Below are 19490 nucleotides of genomic sequence, written 5' to 3'. Positions count from 1 at the left end.
GTTAAAAATATGAAAAAAGTGGAGTTATTATCAGACGATAGTAACCCCACTTAAGGAATGTTATTTCCAATTAAATCCTTTTTGTGCTAGAAAGCTATTAATGTGTGGACGACGCTGTTCAACTAAAAAGTCAGCCATTTGCTTTGTCCAATTATCAATTTTACGATTTGAGGAACGACTATTGTAATATGCCTCCATTGTTTCATTGTAAGCAGGTAACAGTTCCTCATATTTTTCTGTATTGTATGCATTTTCATGAAGGATAGCAGCTACTGGTAAACGAGGCTTAACCTCATTGCGTCGAGCAGGAACGCCAATTGTTAAACCGAACAATGGGAATACATAATCCGGTAAATTAAATAAATCACTAATTTCTTCAGGCTTATTACGTACACCGCCTATATAACAAATACCGTATCCCATAGATTCAGCTGCAATCACAAAGTTTTGCGCAAATAATGATACATCTGCTACGCCAACAAGAACGTTCTCAGCCGAATCTGCGACAATATCAACGCCTTCTAATTTCCCTGCCATTTGTAGTCGTTTAAAGTCTACACAAAATACAAAAGCACCACCAGAAGTTTCGTATTGACGTGGATTTCCTGACAGCAAACCTAGCTTTTCTTTTTTCTCCTCGTCTGTTACCCAAATTACGCTATATGCTTGTACAAAGTGAGAAGTTGCTGCCATCTGTGCAGTAGCAATTAAATCCTCAACGATTTCTTTAGATATAGGATTCCCATCATAGATACGAACCGAAGAGTGGTTACGTAATAATTCTTTAACCATCTATAAAGTCCCCTTTTCCCAATTAATATACCAAGAGCATATCACGATTTTTGGCTAAAATCGAATCAAATCCAATATAAAAAAGGGTGAACTATTAAGGTGAAACTATTTTCGAATAATTAAGTCTAATGTTAATTCGCTCGTAAAGTAAAATATTTTGTTAGATATAGCTTAAATGTTCTGAATAGTGTAAAATTATGTATGGCGACAGGTTATTTATCTCCTGTTTTTTTACATTGGTTGGGTGTACCGATGTGGATGTGAAGGACAAATAATCTAGTTGAAGTAAATAAATGTGGGATGGAGGAATAAGGAATGGATGAAAAGTTAGCAAAAAAGCTTCGTAATGAACAATTACGAAACAAAGTCGTATCAGCAGAAGAAGCAGCATCTTGGATTAAGGACGGCATGGTACTTGGTATGAGTGGATTTACACGTGCAGGTGACGTAAAAGTGGTACCGCTTGCACTTGTTGAGAAAGCAAAAACAGAAAGCTTCAAGGTAGATGTATATACAGGTGCATCACTTGGACCTGAAGTTGACCAATACTTAGCAGAAGCTGGTGTTATTCGCAAGCGTGGACCTTTCCAAGGAGATGCAGGCATTCGAAACATGATTAATAGTGGAGAAGTCACTTATGTTGATGCCCATTTATCACACAATGCTGAATTAGTACGTCAGGGCATTATTGGCCCGATTGACTTTGCTATTATTGAAGCTGCTGCTATTACAGAAGATGGCTTATTAATTCCTACAACTTCAGTTGGTAACTCTCCGATTTTCGTACAAGAAGCAGACCAAGTTATCATCGAGCTAAACGTAGCACAGCTTGATGCATTAGAAGGTGTGCATGATATTTTTGTTCCAGGACCACAAGGTAAACGTGATCCAATTCCAATGCTAAATGTGTCAGATCGTCTTGGTACAATTGGCATTCCACTAAATTTAGACAAAGTAAAAGGCATTGTTATTTCAGATATTTTAGATGCGCCATCAATGATTGTTCCGGCTGATGAAGAAACAGATATTATGGCAAATCATCTACTGAATTTCTTAAGAGAAGAAATTAAAGTAGGTCGTTTAACGACGAGTTTACGCCCACTACAATCAGGTGTAGGTTCAGTGGCAAATGCTGTATTATTAGGTTTCAAAGATTCCGAGTTTGAAAATTTAGAAGTTTATTCGGAAGTACTACAGGATGCTGTATTTGAATTAATGGATGCTGGAAAAGTAAGCTTTGCATCTGCTACTTCTATTACCCTATCTGAAAAAGTAGGAAACCAAGTTTACGGAAATTTTGAAAAATATGCAGATAAATTAGTATTACGACCACAGGAAATTTCTAATCACCCAGAAATTATCCGTCGACTCGGCTTGATCTCTGTAAATACAGCGCTTGAATTAGATATTTACGGGAATGTAAATTCAACTCATGTTTCGGGTACAAAGATGATGAATGGTATTGGAGGTTCTGGAGATTTTGCTCGTAATGCACGATTAGGTATTTTCGTGACAAAATCGTATGCAAAAGGTGGGAAAATTTCTAGTATTGTTCCAATGGTTTCGCATGTAGACCATACTGAACATGATGTGGATGTTATCGTAACGGAGCAGGGCGTTGCAGACTTACGAGGTCTAGCACCTAAAGAGCGTGTCGGTCTAATCATTGAAAACTGTGCGCATCCAGATTATAAGGAGCAATTATGGGCGTACTTCAATGACGCAAATGAAGCAACAGGTGGTCACCATACACCGCATGATTTAGAAAAAGCACTTTCTTGGCATGTGAATTTAGCTAAGAACGGTACAATGCTAGATCCATCATTTGCAAAATAATATATTTAAAAAGTGTTAGATTGACTGCCATCAATCTAACACTTTTTGCTATGCGTTGATGTCCCGTTTGCGGATGCATTCCACGGCACACCGTAAGCCACAACCGTCGCTGTCGCGCTGTCAGTTGCGTCTGACATTTGTGCTGTTTCCGCAGGAGTCACCGCCCTCGCTACCACCAACTAGTGTCCTCGAAGTTATGTCTCATCCTCTTGTTTTATGCTGATTTTTTAAAGGCAGATGTTACTTTCGGTTCTGTTCCATGGAATAGCCTTTTAATATTTTCGATATGCAAGATGAACGCTATGCATAAAAGTAGAATGGAAATGATCGTTGGGCCAATTCCGGGTATCCATAAATAAGTTGCTGTACAAAATACAATATAAAATTCTAACACACCGACGATTAAATAGTTTGTAGCTAAAGATAAAATCACAAATAATATAAGTGCACATAAAGCAATTTTCCAATCGACAGCAAGTAAAATCCCAATAATGGAGGCAGTACCTTTGCCACCTTTGAAGCCCATATGGAATGGGAAGTTATGCCCTAAAATAACACTAGCAGCCATTGTATAGATTAAGAGCCACGTTTGTATTTCAGTGAATTGTGACGCATTAGAAGAAAAGTAGTAGATGGCACAGAGAATAGCACCGACGCCTTTACCAATATCAATCAGTGCCACTAATATGCCGTATTTCCAACCAAGAGAAAGCGTTGCATTTGAGGCACCAGCATTGCCATGACCAGTCTTTTTTAAATCTACACCCGATAGAAATTGTGCCACTTTAGATCCGTGAATACAGCCGATTAAATAACCAATAACAATAATAATAAAAAAAATCATAGCTTTTTCCATAAAAAATGCTCCTTTCATTTTTATTTTTTATATAGTGTATGTGCTCTTATTACGTAAATTAGCAGACAGAAGTTTCAGAAAAAAATAAATTTTACTGTTGACAGAAAAAAAGTCTATGTTTATACTGTGTAACAACGATGGAAATTGAATCACATACTCTTATCAAGAGCGGCGGAGGGATAGGCCCTATGATGCCCGGCAACCAGTGAGTGACGAACTTGCTAAGGTGCTAATTCCTACAGATTCTTACTTGGATCTGGCAGATAAGGGGAGGAAAACTTGCAACCGCAACCCTCTTCTTAACTGAAGAGGGTTTTTGTTTTCTACACATAAATCCTCCTCATCTCCGGTACCATCGTAAAACCATTAAGGAGGAAGAAAATATGTCGAATTTCAAACCAGAAACATTACTATTACACGGTGGTCAAGAGCCAGACCCAGTGACAGGCTCTCGAACTGTACCAGTGTACCGTTCAACAGCTTTCGTATTTAAAGACACTGCTCATGCGCAACGTCTTTTTGCATTAGAAGAAGCGGGCAATATTTACACACGTATTACAAATCCAACTGTAGATGTTTTTGAAAAACGCGTCGCTTTATTGGAAGGCGGTACAGCAGCAGTAGCACTTTCATCAGGTGCAGCAGCTATCGCATTTTCAATTTTAAATCTAGCAAGTGCAGGGGATGAAATCGTAGCAGCAAGCTCTTTATACGGAGGAACATATAACTTATTAGCAAATACACTACCAAACTACGGTATTAAAACAATTTTTGTAGATGAAACAAACCCTGAGAACTTCCGATCTGCGATTAATGAAAACACAAAAGCAGTGTTTGCTGAAATTTACGGCAATCCAAGTTTAAAGGTTTTAGATGTTGAAGCAGTAGCAACGATTGCACATGAAAATGGCTTGCCTTTAATTATTGATAGCACATTTGCTTCACCATATGGCGCAACGCCAATCGACTTCGGTGCAGATATAGTTGTTCACTCAGCGACAAAATGGATTGGCGGTCATGGTACAACTTTAGGTGGCGTAGTTGTAGATGCTGGGAAATTTGATTGGACACAAGGTAGATTCCCTAGATTTACAGAGCCAGACACATCTTATCATGGATTACGATACGGAATTGATACTGCAGCGGCTGCATTTGCCACAAAACTGCGTGTGCAATTACTACGTGATTTTGGCCCAACATTAAGTGCTGATGCTGCCTTTAACTTACTACAAGGTTTAGAAACGCTTCATTTGCGTATTCCTAAACACAATGAAAATGCGTTAGCAGTTGCTGAATATTTACGTAACCACCCATCCGTGGAATATGTAAACTATAATGGATTAGAGGATTTTGCTTCCCATGACTTAGCGAAGAAATACTTGAAAAATGGCTTCGGTTCAGTGCTTACATTTGGCATTAAAGGTGGACGAGAAGCAGGTCGTCAGTTAATAGACAGCGTGAAACTATTCTCACATGTAGCAAACGTTGGAGATGCAAAATCGTTAATTATTCACCCAGCATCTACAACCCATCAACAATTATCTGCTGAGGAATTAATCCAAACTGGCGTATCCGAGTCGCTCATTCGCTTATCAATCGGTTTAGAGGCAGTTGAGGATATAATTGCAGACTTAGAACAAGCAATTGCACAAGTAACACCTACTGAACAAAAAGTAGAAGCTTAACATAAATTGATAAATTAGATTCATGTCGTAGCGTTAACGTATTTTCTCATTCGAAATGCCTCATTTGGTAATGCGTATAACGTTGCTACATCAATCATTACCTCATTTGGTAAGTTATCTGAAATTTCCTATAAATAATACCTAGTATTTTTATAAGTATTGTTGACTTGATTAAAACCATGCTATATACTAGGGATTAAGTTAAATGTTCGAATGGCTACCAACCTAGAACAATTTTAAAGAGTGTCGAGGTTACGTAATTCTAAATGCCGCTTCTGTTTAGGCGGTAACAATCAATTTGTTTTCATAAGTGCTCCCCCACTTTTGAATATATGAAAAGAGTTTAGCTACATAGCCAGTAGCTATGCTCGCTTTAAAAAACTGATCGAAAAGGAGTGTTATAAATGGGAAATATTTATCGGGCACAAAATGTAACAGCTTATATAATTTATGAATTAAATGAAAGTCATCATTTTGTGAACAACCTATCCATTCAAAACTTACTTTCGACAGTTGAAACAAAATGGCAACAAACTTTTGGACATAGTGCTTTTGAAGAAGTCGTATATGCTAATGAAGAGGGCTATGTAGTTAAAGAAGTTTTTGAAGAGTATGATGCTTACGGTATAAGTCATATTGCATTACCGGCGACAGAATATTATTTAAAATACGGATCCTTTCAATTAATTGAACGCACATATGCAGTACCAAACTTTACACAAGAAGAAGTAATGCTAGTGCAATCAGCTTTAGCGCAATATCGTTATCGATTATTTTTACAAGCAAGTTAACTTTCCCTTATATTTTTTAGCTCATTCTCTACTGCTATAGGGAATGAGCTTTTTGTTGCGTTTCACGTTACTTGTGGAATTAGTTACTGCTTTTCAAAAACAGCTTATTCTATAACGGGTATCTTCATACATATATAATAGAAGAAAGGCATTTCTTTTTTTAAAAGAATTCGTCAAAAGTTGTTCAAAAATTATAGATTTATTAATAAAACGTATAATAAAGGCAATGAAACCGATTTCTTTTGCACTCCTAGAGAAAACAATTGTCCATCCTAGAAAGATTTTTCTTGTGCAATGTATTTATTTGCGTTACAATTTTCTTTAGGTTAAATTTTGAATTATTTGAATATGTGCTTGTAGGCACAGACTTTATTTATATATAAAACTGGAGAAATGTACGTTGGAGGGAATAACAAGTATGGCAACTATAAAGGCAGCAATCTTAGGATTTGGAACTGTAGGTCAAGGTATCTATCATATATTGAATGAAAAGCGTGAAGAACTGAAACGGAAATTAGGCATTGAATTGGTAGTAGCAAAAATATTAGTAACGGATACTAGTCGTGAACGTGTTCCAGGTACTGCTCATTTATTAACAACAAGTATGGATGAGGTTTTAGCGGAGCCTGGCATGCAAGTTGTATTTGAAGCAATTGTCAATGAAGAACCGGCATTTGGTTATTTAAAGCGTGCAGTTGAACATAAGTGTCATGTAATTACAGCAAACAAAGTGATGTTTGCAAAACGTGGCTTAGAGTTACAAGAGCTTGCAAAGTCAAATGGTGTATTCGTGGGCTTCGAAGCAACAACGGCAGGCGGCGTGCCTGTTATTAAAACGATGAAAAATATTTTGCTTGTAAATGATGTAAGCCGTATTCAAGGTGTGTTGAATGGAACATCAAATTATATTTTAACAAAAATGCGCGCACAGGGCTGGTCCTTTGAGAAAGCTTTAAAAGAGGCGCAAAACTTAGGTTACGCAGAAGCTGACCCGTATAATGATGTATCTGGTCAAGATGCCTTTAAAAAGCTAATGATTTTAAGCGCATTAGCATTTGGTGAGCAACCAGATTGGGCTGACGTCGAAGTAATTGGCATTGACTGTATCTCAGCTGAACAGGTAAAGGATGCTTGTGAAAAGGGCTTACGTTATCGCCATGTAGCTGAAGTGGAGAAACTTACAAATGGTAAAGTGGTAGCAAAGGTTGGTCCACAATTAGTAGATAAAGAGCATCCGCTTTATCCGGTTGATGACGTTAATAATGCGGTTGCGCTTGAAACGAATTATATTGGTACATTAACATTAGTAGGTCCAGGCGCAGGCATGTACCCAACGGCAAGTGTGATGGTTGAGGACTACGCTGAGATTATCGGAAAACGTGCAGGATTTGTAGTAAGTATTTAGTTAAGTAGGTGCCAGGCACTCAAACAATTTTGAATTGTTTGAGTGCCTGGCACTTTTAAAGTTTAGTCTTCGTCCTTCACGTCAATATCTTCAGGAATAGGTGTGTTACGCCAAATTTCTATTTCTTCTTTTATCCGTTCTAGCTGTTCAAAATAGGTACTAAATTGTCCACTATTAATCAATATTTGATCCCCATCATAAATTGAACGGATGCGTCCTTCATAAACAAGTCGTAGTATCTGCTCCTCAGGCATGCCAAGTTCCAGGGCTGTTTCTTCAATAGTTTTATACATAAACGGTCGCTCCTTTTAATGTTATTATTATACCTCCTCTGTTATAGAAAACATAATAATGAATTGTATGTAAGGAAAGTAAGTTGGGAATTGTTTGATTTTGGATAAATCTGTATAGTTAACAGTAATAGTGTTAAAGGTTAGGAGGGTATCAGCATTGGTTTATCCATATTTTTTTGTACTTCTAGCAGCTATTTTATGGGGAATGACAGGGACAGCACAAACTTTTTTAGATAATGGCGTATCGCCGTTTGCAGTGGCAACTATTCGCTCAGCAATTGGTGGTGGTTTATTATTAGTTGTAGTAGTGTTGTTACGTAAAATTACTTTTCGAACATGGTCCTGGAAATGGACAATATTGGCGGCGGCAAGTATTGCTTTATTCCAAGGTCTTTTTTTTACATCTATCCGTCTAACAGGCGTAGCGATTGGCACTGTTGTGACAATTGGTAGTGCCCCGATGTTTTCAGGCGTGCTGGAGTGGCTACTTTTGAAAACGCGACCAACAAAAGTATGGGGCGTCGCAACCGTTATGACAATTACAGGATGTATTCTATTGTTTATTAATAATGGAGATGGAACTATACATATGGGTGGCATAGGGCTAGCCATTTGTGCGGGTGTTTCTTTCGCAGTATATACAAATATAAGTAAAAAACTAATGGCACAGCAGGAAGCATTACCTGCAGTTGCTATGACATTTTCGATTTGTGCACTATTATTACTACCGTTTTCAATTGGCAGTGGATTTAGCTGGCTATCAGATACACAAAACTTATGGACAATGCTTTTTATGGGCGTTATGTGTACAAGCATAGCGTATTTATTGTTTTTAAGTGGTCTTCAGAAAATTAGCTCGTCATCTGCTGTAACTTTGTCCCTTGCGGAGCCCTTAACTGCAGCAATGTTAGGCGTAGTGCTAGTTGGCGAGCATTTAAGTATAACATCTTGGTTTGGTGTTGTAATGCTACTTGGTGGCATTGTGGTTCTTACATTTGCAGGGAGGAAAAAATAGAAATAGTAAGCATGGAAAATGGTAAAAGCTTAAGAAATTCTTCATTTTTATCCTAGTTGGTTTTTAAGATTTTATATGTAGACTATTAGTTGAGAGCGAGGTGTATATCATGACGAAGTTAACAGTTCTTGTAACAGACGATGATCAAGATATTCGTGATGGTATTGAAATTTACTTAAAAAATGAAGGTTATCATGTCATTAAGGCAGCAGACGGTGTAGAAGCACTTGAAAAGCTGGAAAATAATGAAGTACATTTAATTATTTTAGATATTATGATGCCAAATATGGATGGTATTACGGCGACGTTTAAAATTAGAGCAGAACGCAACATTCCAATTATAATGCTTAGTGCGAAAGCTGAAGATGGTGACAAGATTCATGGCTTATCCGTTGGAGCTGATGATTACGTAACGAAACCATTTCATCCATTAGAGCTGTTGGCGCGTGTTAAATCACAATTGCGTCGTTATGTACAACTTGGGACGTATAATGACGGCGCAGCAAAGGTAGAAATTGATGGTTTAGTGCTAGATGAAGATGCTAAGGAAGTAGTGTTGGAAGGCGAACCTGTTCGTTTAACGCCAATTGAATATAAAATTACAGAATTACTAATGAAAAATGCAGGACGTGTTTTTTCGATTCGAGAAATTTATGAACGTGTATGGAATGAGGAAGCTTACAATGCAGAAAATATTGTAGCAGTTCACATTCGGAAAATACGTGAAAAAATTGAAGCAGATCCGAAAAATCCACGTTATTTAAAGGTGGTATGGGGCGTTGGCTATAAAATGGAAAAATAAAATAGAGAAGTATGTAACGATAGCAGGATTTGTGGCAGGTGTTATCGGTCTCGTTTATTTCGGTATTTATGCATATAAAATGGTAAATTCCCGCTCCTCCGAAATGCTACAATTTTTTGAAAAAATTTTTTAGAGGGGAGTTGAAAACATGATGAAAATTTGGAAGCCTCTACTTGCACTTATTTGTTTAACATGGTTTATTTTCGGTGTATTTACGTTTTCTAAAATTGGCTATCAATATGTAGGGAAATCGTATTTTCAATCCGGGAATTTTCAAAATGAACTGGATAATTTTCAATCGGAGCTAGGGCCGTTAGTGCTTAATTTACCAACTGCTGAGGAATTGAAGAGCAAGATTACAGTTTCAGAAAATGAAATTGAGGAACACCGCAATTATTATGGCTCACTAGGCACACAAATTGATAATATAAAGAGTCAATATGAAGAGAAGATTCAAGAAGCTGCTGATAATAATGCCAACGAATTAAAAACAAAGCTTGAAAATGAGCGAGATGCCAAAATAAAAGATATTACGAAAAACTTTGAAGATGATGAATATGTTCGGAAGAAAATTGCGGCGCAAAAGGGTGCGCTCATCGATAAATATATAAAAGCGGTAAAAGATGAAGCAAAAGATTTTGCGAAAAACTATAACTATTTGTCTTATGAATTAACGAATGTTGAAACTGGAGAAACTTATCAATCCGGAGATATTACTGACAGTAATGTATACAAAATAACATATGTACACCCTCCGCTAAGAACGGGTAGCATCAGTAACAATTCAAGTCATTTGTTATACGGTTCCGATGTGTACATTGAATCCGACGTATTAAATGAAACGAGTGAATACACAGGAACAATTACTATCTCTAAAAGAGCTGCACAATCTGCAGCGATAATGGATGGGTATGACCAATTTAAACGCAATCAATACATGTTTTTTGTTATTTGGCTTACAAGTCTAATAGCAGCATTCTTTGCTTGGAAAGGACGTAAAGAATTACTTCCTACTATAGGCAGCTTAAAGGAAAAAGAATCTTTAGCCAAGCTACGCATTGATATCCAAATAGTATTACTGTTCATTACAGGTTGTATATACTGGTTTTCTTCACATATTGCATTCGAAGCAATTGAATATACGTATCAATACAATTATGTACGATTTTTAATTGACTTTGTATTTAAAGTATTAGTTTTAATTATTATTGGTGTTGCATTTTTTGTGCAAGTTATTTGGTTGTATGATCGCGTAAATACAGTGAAAAAACTAAGTGAAAATGTACAGGAAAGTTATCTGTGGGGAATAGGGGAATCAATGACTGATTTATTTTTAAATCGATCGATCGCTTTACACTCAATTGTCTTGGTCGCAGCTGCCTTTTTTGGTGGTGGTAGTCTTGTTGCCAGTATGATGTGGGGCGGATTCCCAGTTCTAGTATTTGGAATATGTACGATTGTCGGCATTCCAGCAATGATTGTCTTCCTTTCTAAAATGGGCTATTTAAATCGCATTATGAAGGATACAAAGGATATGGCAGAAGGGCGCCTAAATCGAGATGTGAAAGTAAAGGGGAAATCCCCGCTAGCAGCCCATGCAGAAAATCTTAATCATCTACGCGAAGGTGTTCGCACATCAATGCATGAACAGGCAAAGAGTGAACGTTTAAAAACAGAGTTAATTACAAATGTTAGCCATGATTTACGTACCCCGCTAACATCTATAATTACGTATACAGATTTACTGAAAAATCCGGATATTACGGAAGAGGAGCGTAAGCAGTATATTCATATTCTCGATAAAAAATCAGACCGTTTAAAAGTATTAATTGAGGATCTGTTTGAAGTATCCAAAATGGCGAGTGGCAATATTGAGCTTCATCGAAGTCGTGTAGATGTAACACAGCTTGTTCAGCAGGCGGTAGGAGAGCATGAAGAAGATTTAAGTAAAGCACGCTTAGATTTGCGCATGACGATGTCTAATGATCCTATTTACGCTTATGTTGATGGACAAAAATGGTGGAGACTTATCGATAATTTAATTGTCAATGTATTGAAATATGCCTTAGAAGGTACACGAGTTTATGTTACGTTAAAAAGAACGACTAACGGTGATGCTGAATTCACTGTGAAAAATGTTGCGAAATATGAAATAAGCGAAAATGCTGATGAATTATTTGAACGCTTTAAGAGAGCAGATGCTTCACGTCATACAGAGGGCTCAGGGTTAGGTTTAGCCATTGCACAATCTATTGTAGATTTGCATGGAGCACGTATGAGCATAGATGTAGATGGAGATTTATTTAAAGTAATCGTTCGAATACCAGCAGTGTAAGAAGCAGCGGCAAAATTTGCCGCTGTTTAAACTTTCCGTTCAAGAAACTTACTTTCCCAAAAGCACGGTAAAGCTAATGTGAATTTCTGCTATATAGAATGAATGAAAACACAGCATTTCTATCCTTAGCAATCAATAAAGGTTAGAAGTGAACACTAGTTGTTGGGAGCGGAGGCGGCGACTCCTGCGGGAACGCACGCTGCGTAAGACGCAACAAACCGCGCGTTAGCGAGGGTTGCGGCTTACGGTGTGCCCGCGGAAAGCGTCCGTCGTAGCGGACAACAACGGCAGAGAAAAAGTGTTAGATTGATTAAAGCAATCTAACACTTTTTCCTTTTGTTCAAGTCGCAATTCCTCGCAGCGACAATGCTTTTTATAGCCCTACATTTTTTGCAATAATCATTTTCATCACTTCATTTGTGCCAGCGTATATAGACATTACCGGAATATCACGATAACGTCGTGCAATTTTATATTCCTCCATATATCCGTAGCCACCATGCAACTGCATGCACTGAGTAGATATCTCTCGAGCATTTTCAGTAATCCAGTATTTCGCCATAGAAACCTTTGTGACAACTTCTTTTCCAGCAATATGTTCTTCGATTAAAGATTCTAAAAATGTTTTCCCAAGTTCTACTTTTGTTGCCATTTCAGCAATTTTAAATTGTGTATTTTGGAAGTCACTAATGGATTTTCCGAAAGCCTGACGTGATTTAACATAATCAATTGTTAAAGCGAGCATATCTTCGGCTGCAGACTGGGCTGCGACTGCTACAGCTAGACGCTCCTGCTGAAGCTTTTCCATCATGTAAGTGAAGCCTTTTCCTTCCTCACCTAATAAATTTTCTACTGGAACCCGACAATCCTCAAAAAATAGTTCGGCCGTATCTTGCGCATGCATGCCTACTTTTTCAAGTTTACGCCCCTTCGTAAAGCCTGGTGTTCCTGCCTCAATAACGAGAAGGCTAATTCCTCGATGTATTTTCTCAGCATGGGGGTTCGTTTTTACCGCGACAACGACTAAATTTGCATGAATTCCATTCGTAATAAAGGTCTTTTGACCATTAACTATATAATGATCGCCATCTCGAATAGCAGTCGTTTGTATATTCGCTAAGTCGGAGCCTGTTCCTGGCTCTGTCATTGCAATGGCTGTAATAGTTTCACCTGTGACACATTTAGGGAGCCAGCGTGATTTTTGTTTGTCTGTCCCATATGCCTCAATGTAAGGGACAACGATATCATTATGCAAACCGACACCGATAAGGCTGGAACCTACGCGCTCTAATTCTTCTTGGATAATGACACCAAAGCTAAAATCTAACCCGAGACCTCCATATTGTTCTTCCACTTGTGGACATAGATAACCTAATTGTCCAAGCTTACGCCAAAAATCCAGCGGAATAAGGTGATCTTTTTCCCACTGATTATAATGTACTTCAGCTTCTTCTGCTAAAAACTTACGGAACGTTTTGCGGAATAACTCATGTTCTATGGATTCAAATTTATACTTCCCCATCTGAGACAACACCCCTTTATTTGCTCGTTTATGCATAAATTTTCTAGTACATCTATAATGTTACTGAAATATTGTCTAAAATAAAAGAGCTTTTAAAAATACGATTTTCATCTGTAATGCTATAATCACTATGAATATATGAAAGTAGAGGACCAGTATATGGCAAAAATAAGCATGGGCGTTCTTTTTTTAGGTATATATAGCGCTTTAACGTTCTATTTAGGGTGGGGCTTAAAGCAGTGGCTTGTCGCAATGAATTGGTTTTACTATCCGGTTTTATATTGGCTGTTACTTTATATCGTTTCCTTTAGTGTTCTTATAGGAAGGATACATGAATCTTTACGAGTATTTTCTGTGATCGGTAATTATTGGATGTTTATATTCGAATATGGTTTATTGTTATGTTTAACAGTACAAATTGTTATGTGGCTAACGCCATTCAATAATCTTCGCATTATTGGAAGTTTGGCTATTGGTGCGTTCTTTGTACTGTGGGTTGTCGGTACGTATCTAGCATATTCTCCAGTTGTACGTAATTTAGACATTACAATGGATAAAAAAGATAGTGAGTTATCGTCGATGCGGGTTGTTATTGCTTCCGATTTTCATTTAGGTGTGTTATCAAATAAAAAGCATTTACAACGTTTTGTAAATTTATCGAATGAAGCGAAGCCAGATGTTGTTTTTTTAGCAGGAGACATTGTTGATGATGACCCAAAATGGTTTGTTCAAGAGGGAATGGCTGATGTGATGAAACAGCTTACGGCTACTTATGGTGTATATGGTGTGCTTGGTAATCATGAATATTATGGAAAGAAAATTCCTGAATTTGTAGAGGAAATGAAAAAAGCTGGTGTGGAAATTTTACGAGATGAAACAATTCGGGTAGGCAATGCGTTTATAGTAACGGGCCAAGAAGATATTACGAATAAAGAAAGACAACAACTCGATGCTATAAAATTGAAAGATCATTTGCCTTGGTTTGTTATGAATCATACACCGGATGATTTGGTAACACCGGCGCATGCAGGGGTAGATCTCCATATGTCTGGTCATACACATAAAGGGCAATTATGGCCTAATCAGTATATTACCGCACGTGTTTTTGAGTTGGATTATGGTTATAAGATGAAGGGACAAATGCATACACTTGTTTCATCAGGCTTTGGATTTTGGGGACCACCAATGCGTATAGGTAGTCGTTCTGAGCTATGGGTTGTTGATATTACTTTTCAGTAAAAGAGGTAGTATATGAAAAAAGAGTAGCTTATAATAAGTTGGTGTGTGCAAAAACGATTATGGTCAAGTATTTGATGTTATCGTCATCATTAAAGTTAATTTGGATTGTGAAAGAAGTATACAGCAGCTTTATTCAACATAAAGGCTGACTGTCTCCAACTGAAGCTAGCTTTCGTATGAGTTACTAGGAAGTCTATGAAAGTTACCTCACGATTGGTGTCTATTGTAGAAGCTTCATTTTCCACACATAGAACAAAAGAAGAATAAAGTTAAAAGGTAAGGTGACAATGTGGATATAATAGAATTGTTGAAGGCACTTATTTTAGGCTTTGTCGAAGGAATGACAGAGTTTGCACCAGTATCTTCTACAGGTCATATGATTATTGTGGATGATATGTGGTTAAAGACAGAGGAGTTTTTAGGAAAGTATCCGGCTAATACTTTTAAAATCGTTGTTCAGTTAGGATCGATATTAGCGGTCGTAGTGGTCATGTGGAAGCGTATGCTAAGCCTCGTGGGTCTATATAATATTAGTGGACAATCACGATCAATGAAAGGTCGCTTTAACTTAATGCATGTAATTGTTGGTATGTTACCAGCAGTTGTATTAGGATTTGCGTTTAAAGATTTTATTGACGATCATTTATTTAAAGTAGAGCATGTTATTTATGCATTAGTAGCAGGTGCAATTTTAATGATTGCTGCCGATAAATTTGCACCAAGAAAACCTAAAGTCGAATCATTAGATGATATTTCTTATGGCATGGCGTTTAAAGTAGGTTTAGTACAGTGTTTATCTTTATGGCCAGGATTTTCTCGTTCGGGTGCAACTATTTCAGGTGGTGTCCTTTTCGGGATTAGTCACCGAGTAGCTGCTGATTTCACGTTTATTATGGCTGTTCCAATAATGGCAGGTGCAAGCCTTGTATCTGTATTGAAAAACTGGGATACCCTTTCAATGGATTATTTAGGATTTTATGTAGTTGGTTTTATTAGTTCATTTGTATTTGCATTACTATCCATTAAGTTTTTCTTAGCTCTTATCTCAAAAGTAAAACTAATGCCATTTGCGATTTATCGTTTGGTATTAGCTGCTATACTAAGTATTATTATTTTTATGTAAATGAAAAAAGTCACTCATTTGTCACAATAATGAGTGATTTTTTTTGTAGAGACAGAGCTATTCATTAAGTTAGTGAATGTGAAAGTGTTACTATTATCTAATTATTGGCAAAAAAACAATGGTTATATAGATAAAAAGAATTATAAAATCGATGATAATGAGTGTCAATAGGTGGTGTAGTAGATAATTTTTACTGAACTATTGTATCTATTAATCAATACACTTTATAATCAATTATAGATAAGTTGCATAGGAAAAAAATAGAATGGCACAATATATTACTTTATGGGGTGGAAAGATGTTTCAATTTAGGAATAGACCTAAGCAAAATACAATTGTTATGCATGATGTGTCAAATACAGGTGTAACTATTCAAGATCAAGAACGTCTGCTACAGCTACAACTCGTCAATCTGACAAAACAAGATTTACAGTTAATAAAAAGTTTAAAGCCATATGTTGAGCAAAGTGTTGTGGAAGTGGTCGAAACATTTTATAAAGCAGTAGAGAGTGTACCAACTTTACGAGATGTTATTCAAAAGCACAGTTCGAGTGAGCGCCTTCGCCAAACACTTCGTCATCATATAATTGAAATGTTTGAAGGGAAAATCGATGACAACTTTTTAGAAAAGCGTCGGAGTGTGGGAAAAATGCATGTAAAGATTAATTTATATCCGAAATGGTATCTAGCTGCGTTTCAAAACCTAGAAAAATCTTTGCGGAAAATCGTCTATAATTTGCATTTATCAAAAGAGGAAGAAGAAAAGCTATGTGATGCTATTAGTAAAATGTGTAATTTTGAACAGCAAATTGTTTTGGAGGAGTATAACAATTACTCTAATTCTATAGTAGAAGAGCAACGAAGCAGTATCCGTGCACATGTAAAAGATATAGTTGGTGGAATTTCGACGCAGTTAGAAGCCCAGTCTCATGAAACAAATGAATCGGTGATGGAGCTTATTTCTAGTACGAAGCAAGTAGATGCTTACTTAAAGGAAAGTATTGATGAAGCTAAGACGATGCAAAAGGTTTCATCTGAAGGCTATTCGAAAATAGTATTATTAAATGAGCAAACTGGAAAAATTAATGATAAGACTGCTGAGATGGCGATAATGGTAGAGGAGTTAAACCATTCCTCTTCAAAAATTAATAAAGTAATCGAGATGGTGAAAAGCATTTCTGGACAAACTAATTTACTAGCATTGAATTCAGCAATTGAAGCTGCACGAGCTGGGGAACATGGAAAAGGTTTTGCAGTAGTAGCCGATGAGGTACGTAAGTTAGCAGATCAAACGAAAGAATCAGTGGAACAAATTGCAGATCTGATCGGTATGTCCAATGGGATTACGAAACATGTTGTTCAGGCAATTCAAGAAATTCAAGAGCTCGTAAATAATAGTATCGAGCAAAATTTGAACTCATTAAAAGCATTTGATGCGATATCTGGCTCTGTTGAGGGCTCTATCGTAAACTTTCAAAATGTCGGAAGTCAAATAACTGAGTTGGCAAATGTAATTGAATCCATTGGCGAATCTTCGGAGGAATTAGAACGAGTTGCAAGTCGTCTTGATACGACGATTAAAGATTTCTAATTTATTGGAAAATAGTACTTAAAAAGAGTGCGTGAGACGCTTTTGGGCTCACCACAACGTAAGCGGTAACCTTGAACTTCTTGATGACTGTTCTCATAACTCTGAACTATGCACATAAAAGTTGCATAGTTTTTTTATGGATAAAATTGTTGAAATAGAGGGTAGAGAAGTTTAAAAAAGGATAAAATCCCATAACTGAAGGATAAAATTACTGATAGGAAGGATAGATTTAAAAAAACCAGAAAACCGTATTTTTTTATCGTGCAAAATGGAAATATTGAATATAAAAGCTTGCTTGTGACGTTAGCATATTAGTGTTACGCTAAAGGCAAAATGGGGAATTGACTCAAAGGGGTGTTGGAATATGAAAAAGAAATTGTTTATTACACGAAAATTTCCGGCTCAGTTTGTTGAGCCTTTAGAGGAGCATTATGATATAGAACAATGGGAGGAGGAAGAAATCGTTATTCCGCGAGACAAACTTATAGCAGCAGTAGCGGATTGTGAAGTATTGTGGGTAACGATTGCAGACCAAGTTGACGAAGAATTACTAAAACACGCCCCCAATTTAAAACTAGTGACAAATCTAGCAGTTGGTTTTAACAATATTGATGTACCAGCGTTGCGCAAAAGAGGCATAATGGCTACAAATACTCCAGGCGTATTAACAAATACGACAGCTGATTTAGTATTCGGCTTATTGTTAGCAACAGCACGTAGAATACCAGAAAGCGAGCGTTATTTACGTGATGGTAATTGGAAAAGCTGGTACCCAATGCAATTAGTTGGTAAGGATGTATCGGGTGCTACTATTGGCATTATTGGCATGGGACGTATCGGGCAGGCTGTTGCGAGACGTGCGAAGGGCTTTGATATGAAAGTTTTATATCATAACCGCAGACGTCGCCATGAAGCGGAAGAAATGTATGGCTTCCGTTATGCATCCCTAGAGGAGCTTTTAACGAAATCTGATTTTGTTGTTATAATGACCCCTTATAATAGCGATACAGTTGGTTTAATTGGCGCGAAGGAGCTTGCCTTAATGCAGGAAGATGCAGTATTGATCAATGCCTCTCGTGGAGGAATTATTGATGAGAATGCCCTTTATGACACGTTGAAAAATGGCAAGCTATGGGCTGCAGGGCTAGACGTTTTTGAACATGAGCCAGTAGCATTGGACCATCCACTGTTAACCTTACCAAATGTCGTTGCGCTTCCGCATATCGGTAGTGCCTCATTAAAAACAAGAACTGCTATGCTAATGCTCAATGTCAATGCACTAATGGCATATGGAGAGGGTAAGCCAATATCGAATAGAATTGACTAAACAAATATTAAAGGGGTGTTTCCTCTTATGCGAGCGACCTCCAATAGAAGTCTACTTTAACTTTAGTTGAGGTAGTCACAATAGGATAGTTTTCTAATTTTAATATTGAACAACGTAGGCGCAAGATCTAATGGATCGAGCGTCTTTTTTTGTACTAGATGGGGTAATACTTTGGACTTATTGAGAGCAATAAAAACATGAAGAAATTCATATAAGTGAATTTATTTCATAATACATTGAATATTTAGCTGAAATATATTATATTATTCACAATTATGAAATTTAGAGGAGGTGAAGTAATGAATATAGGGATGGAAATAAAGAAATTAAGAACTGAAAAAGGAATTACTTTGAAAGAGTTAAGTGAAAAAAGCGAACTTTCTGTTGGGTTTTTGTCTCAATTAGAAAGAGGTCTTACTACTATAGCAGTTGATTCACTTGAAAAATTAGCTGAGATTTTGGAAGTACACTTAACACATTTTTTTGATTATCCACATAAAAAGAAAGATATCGTTTTAAGGAGTTATGAACAAGAAATATTAGACGCCGTAGAAGGTGGCTTTATTAAGTATAGTTTAAGTACAAACTTGGAAAATAAACAACTTGTACCTAGGCTTATCGAAATACTACCTCAAAAGAAAGATGAAGAAGTATTATCCTATAAGCATGAGGGAGAAGAGTTCATTTATGTTTTAGAGGGTATATTAACGGTTTACATAAATGGTAAGAGCTATGAAGTGTATCCTGGTGATAGTATTCATATGGACTCAAATATCGCTCACAATTGGGCAAATTATACTAATAAAAAGGTTAAGCTCATAGCTGTTAATACGCCTAATTTCTATAATAGTGGGTTAAATAATATAGCTTCGGATTAG

18 protein-coding genes and 1 riboswitch are annotated in these 19490 nt (G+C 36.9%); of the genes, 13 read left to right on the top strand and 5 right to left on the bottom strand.

Features of this window, described 5'->3' with window-relative positions:
• Positions 1-60 precede the first annotated feature (60 nt).
• Positions 61-792, bottom strand: a complete 732-nt coding sequence (gene chrR / locus ACIQXJ_RS18030; RefSeq protein WP_403055936.1) for a class II chromate reductase ChrR — start codon at positions 790-792, stop codon at positions 61-63.
• Positions 793-1107: 315 nt separating this feature from the next.
• Between chrR and scpC the strand changes: the two genes are divergently transcribed.
• On the top strand, positions 1108-2628 hold the full coding sequence (gene scpC / locus ACIQXJ_RS18025) for a succinyl-CoA:acetate CoA-transferase ScpC (protein ID WP_403055939.1): 1521 nt from the start codon (positions 1108-1110) through the stop codon (positions 2626-2628).
• Between the two features lie 35 nt (positions 2629-2663).
• On the opposite strand, the gene ACIQXJ_RS18020 is transcribed toward scpC, so the two are convergent.
• A complete protein-coding gene (locus tag ACIQXJ_RS18020; protein WP_403080881.1) occupies positions 2664-2807 on the bottom strand; it encodes a hypothetical protein in 144 nt (47 codons plus the stop codon).
• A 35-nt stretch (positions 2808-2842) separates the two neighbouring features.
• A complete protein-coding gene (locus ACIQXJ_RS18015) occupies positions 2843-3484 on the bottom strand; it encodes a glycerol-3-phosphate acyltransferase (RefSeq protein ID WP_403055944.1) in 642 nt (213 codons plus the stop codon).
• A 156-nt stretch (positions 3485-3640) separates the two neighbouring features.
• Positions 3641-3754: riboswitch (SAM riboswitch) on the top strand.
• Positions 3755-3867: 113 nt separating this feature from the next.
• On the opposite strand from ACIQXJ_RS18015, the gene ACIQXJ_RS18010 reads away from it, so the two are divergent.
• The 3 genes from ACIQXJ_RS18010 (at position 3868) to ACIQXJ_RS18000 (ending at position 7365) form a co-directional block, all read left to right on the top strand.
• The gene (locus tag ACIQXJ_RS18010) at positions 3868-5169 is read left to right on the top strand and encodes an O-acetylhomoserine aminocarboxypropyltransferase/cysteine synthase family protein (RefSeq protein ID WP_340821156.1); all 1302 of its coding nucleotides are present in this window, start codon (positions 3868-3870) and stop codon (positions 5167-5169) included.
• Positions 5170-5573: 404 nt separating this feature from the next.
• Entirely contained in the window at positions 5574-5960 is a 387-nt protein-coding gene (locus ACIQXJ_RS18005; protein ID WP_403055947.1) for a hypothetical protein, read from the top strand.
• A 418-nt stretch (positions 5961-6378) separates the two neighbouring features.
• Positions 6379-7365 carry a homoserine dehydrogenase gene (locus tag ACIQXJ_RS18000; protein WP_403055950.1) on the top strand — a complete coding sequence of 329 codons (987 nt, stop codon included), beginning with the start codon at positions 6379-6381 and terminating at the stop codon, positions 7363-7365.
• 62 nt (positions 7366-7427) lie between these two features.
• On the opposite strand, the gene ACIQXJ_RS17995 is transcribed toward ACIQXJ_RS18000, so the two are convergent.
• Positions 7428-7658 carry a MerR family transcriptional regulator gene (locus ACIQXJ_RS17995; RefSeq protein WP_401011056.1) on the bottom strand — a complete coding sequence of 77 codons (231 nt, stop codon included), beginning with the start codon at positions 7656-7658 and terminating at the stop codon, positions 7428-7430.
• Positions 7659-7815: 157 nt separating this feature from the next.
• Here ACIQXJ_RS17995 and ACIQXJ_RS17990 point away from each other — a divergent pair, with 157 nt between their 5' ends.
• From ACIQXJ_RS17990 to ACIQXJ_RS17975, 4 genes are all read left to right on the top strand, one after another.
• Positions 7816-8673, top strand: coding sequence for a DMT family transporter (locus ACIQXJ_RS17990; RefSeq protein WP_403055953.1), 858 nt, complete (start codon positions 7816-7818; stop codon positions 8671-8673).
• Between the two features lie 109 nt (positions 8674-8782).
• Entirely contained in the window at positions 8783-9475 is a 693-nt protein-coding gene (locus ACIQXJ_RS17985; protein WP_340821152.1) for a response regulator transcription factor, read from the top strand.
• Complete coding sequence (locus ACIQXJ_RS17980; RefSeq protein ID WP_340821151.1) at positions 9453-9608, top strand: hypothetical protein; 156 nt, start codon at positions 9453-9455, stop codon at positions 9606-9608. The genes ACIQXJ_RS17985 and ACIQXJ_RS17980 overlap by 23 nt, the downstream gene beginning before the upstream one ends.
• Positions 9609-9623: 15 nt before the next feature.
• Positions 9624-11810 (top strand): histidine kinase dimerization/phospho-acceptor domain-containing protein, encoded by a 2187-nt coding sequence (locus tag ACIQXJ_RS17975; RefSeq protein ID WP_403055956.1) that lies wholly within the window; start codon positions 9624-9626, stop codon positions 11808-11810.
• A gap of 373 nt (positions 11811-12183) precedes the next feature.
• On the opposite strand, the gene ACIQXJ_RS17970 is transcribed toward ACIQXJ_RS17975, so the two are convergent.
• On the bottom strand, positions 12184-13332 hold the full coding sequence (locus ACIQXJ_RS17970; RefSeq protein WP_403055959.1) for an acyl-CoA dehydrogenase family protein: 1149 nt from the start codon (positions 13330-13332) through the stop codon (positions 12184-12186).
• Positions 13333-13491: 159 nt separating this feature from the next.
• Here ACIQXJ_RS17970 and ACIQXJ_RS17965 point away from each other — a divergent pair, with 159 nt between their 5' ends.
• The 5 genes from ACIQXJ_RS17965 to ACIQXJ_RS17945 all read left to right on the top strand — a co-directional run bounded on the left by ACIQXJ_RS17965 (position 13492) and on the right by ACIQXJ_RS17945 (position 19490).
• The gene (locus ACIQXJ_RS17965) at positions 13492-14571 is read left to right on the top strand and encodes a metallophosphoesterase (protein WP_403055962.1); all 1080 of its coding nucleotides are present in this window, start codon (positions 13492-13494) and stop codon (positions 14569-14571) included.
• Between the two features lie 289 nt (positions 14572-14860).
• Positions 14861-15694: an undecaprenyl-diphosphate phosphatase gene (locus ACIQXJ_RS17960; protein ID WP_340821147.1), complete on the top strand. Its 834-nt coding sequence runs from the start codon at positions 14861-14863 to the stop codon at positions 15692-15694.
• 298 nt (positions 15695-15992) lie between these two features.
• Positions 15993-17285 (top strand): protoglobin domain-containing protein, encoded by a 1293-nt coding sequence (locus ACIQXJ_RS17955; RefSeq protein ID WP_401011044.1) that lies wholly within the window; start codon positions 15993-15995, stop codon positions 17283-17285.
• 364 nt (positions 17286-17649) lie between these two features.
• Entirely contained in the window at positions 17650-18612 is a 963-nt protein-coding gene (locus tag ACIQXJ_RS17950) for a 2-hydroxyacid dehydrogenase (protein ID WP_403055966.1), read from the top strand.
• A 299-nt stretch (positions 18613-18911) separates the two neighbouring features.
• Positions 18912-19490 carry a helix-turn-helix domain-containing protein gene (locus tag ACIQXJ_RS17945; RefSeq protein WP_403055969.1) on the top strand — a complete coding sequence of 193 codons (579 nt, stop codon included), beginning with the start codon at positions 18912-18914 and terminating at the stop codon, positions 19488-19490.

The organism is Lysinibacillus sp. NPDC097868 (assembly GCF_044761135.1).
Taxonomy (GTDB): domain Bacteria; phylum Bacillota; class Bacilli; order Bacillales_A; family Planococcaceae; genus Lysinibacillus.
This window is presented reverse-complemented; position numbering and strand designations above follow the sequence as displayed.

Excerpts from the sequence above, each read along its gene's own strand:
- ACIQXJ_RS17955 (WP_401011044.1), top strand. The coding sequence starts at position 15,993 with ATGTTTCAATTTAGGAATAGACCTAAGCAAAATACAATTGTTATGCAT.
- scpC (WP_403055939.1), top strand. The coding sequence starts at position 1,108 with ATGGATGAAAAGTTAGCAAAAAAGCTTCGTAATGAACAATTACGAAAC.
- ACIQXJ_RS17965 (WP_403055962.1), top strand. The coding sequence starts at position 13,492 with ATGGCAAAAATAAGCATGGGCGTTCTTTTTTTAGGTATATATAGCGCT.
- ACIQXJ_RS17945 (WP_403055969.1), top strand. The coding sequence starts at position 18,912 with ATGAATATAGGGATGGAAATAAAGAAATTAAGAACTGAAAAAGGAATT.
- ACIQXJ_RS17970 (WP_403055959.1), bottom strand. The coding sequence starts at position 13,332 with ATGGGGAAGTATAAATTTGAATCCATAGAACATGAGTTATTCCGCAAA.
- ACIQXJ_RS18010 (WP_340821156.1), top strand. The coding sequence starts at position 3,868 with ATGTCGAATTTCAAACCAGAAACATTACTATTACACGGTGGTCAAGAG.
- ACIQXJ_RS17995 (WP_401011056.1), bottom strand. The coding sequence starts at position 7,658 with ATGTATAAAACTATTGAAGAAACAGCCCTGGAACTTGGCATGCCTGAG.
- ACIQXJ_RS18015 (WP_403055944.1), bottom strand. The coding sequence starts at position 3,484 with ATGGAAAAAGCTATGATTTTTTTTATTATTATTGTTATTGGTTATTTA.
- ACIQXJ_RS17950 (WP_403055966.1), top strand. The coding sequence starts at position 17,650 with ATGAAAAAGAAATTGTTTATTACACGAAAATTTCCGGCTCAGTTTGTT.
- ACIQXJ_RS18000 (WP_403055950.1), top strand. The coding sequence starts at position 6,379 with ATGGCAACTATAAAGGCAGCAATCTTAGGATTTGGAACTGTAGGTCAA.
- ACIQXJ_RS18005 (WP_403055947.1), top strand. The coding sequence starts at position 5,574 with ATGGGAAATATTTATCGGGCACAAAATGTAACAGCTTATATAATTTAT.
- ACIQXJ_RS17975 (WP_403055956.1), top strand. The coding sequence starts at position 9,624 with ATGATGAAAATTTGGAAGCCTCTACTTGCACTTATTTGTTTAACATGG.
- ACIQXJ_RS17985 (WP_340821152.1), top strand. The coding sequence starts at position 8,783 with ATGACGAAGTTAACAGTTCTTGTAACAGACGATGATCAAGATATTCGT.
- chrR (WP_403055936.1), bottom strand. The coding sequence starts at position 792 with ATGGTTAAAGAATTATTACGTAACCACTCTTCGGTTCGTATCTATGAT.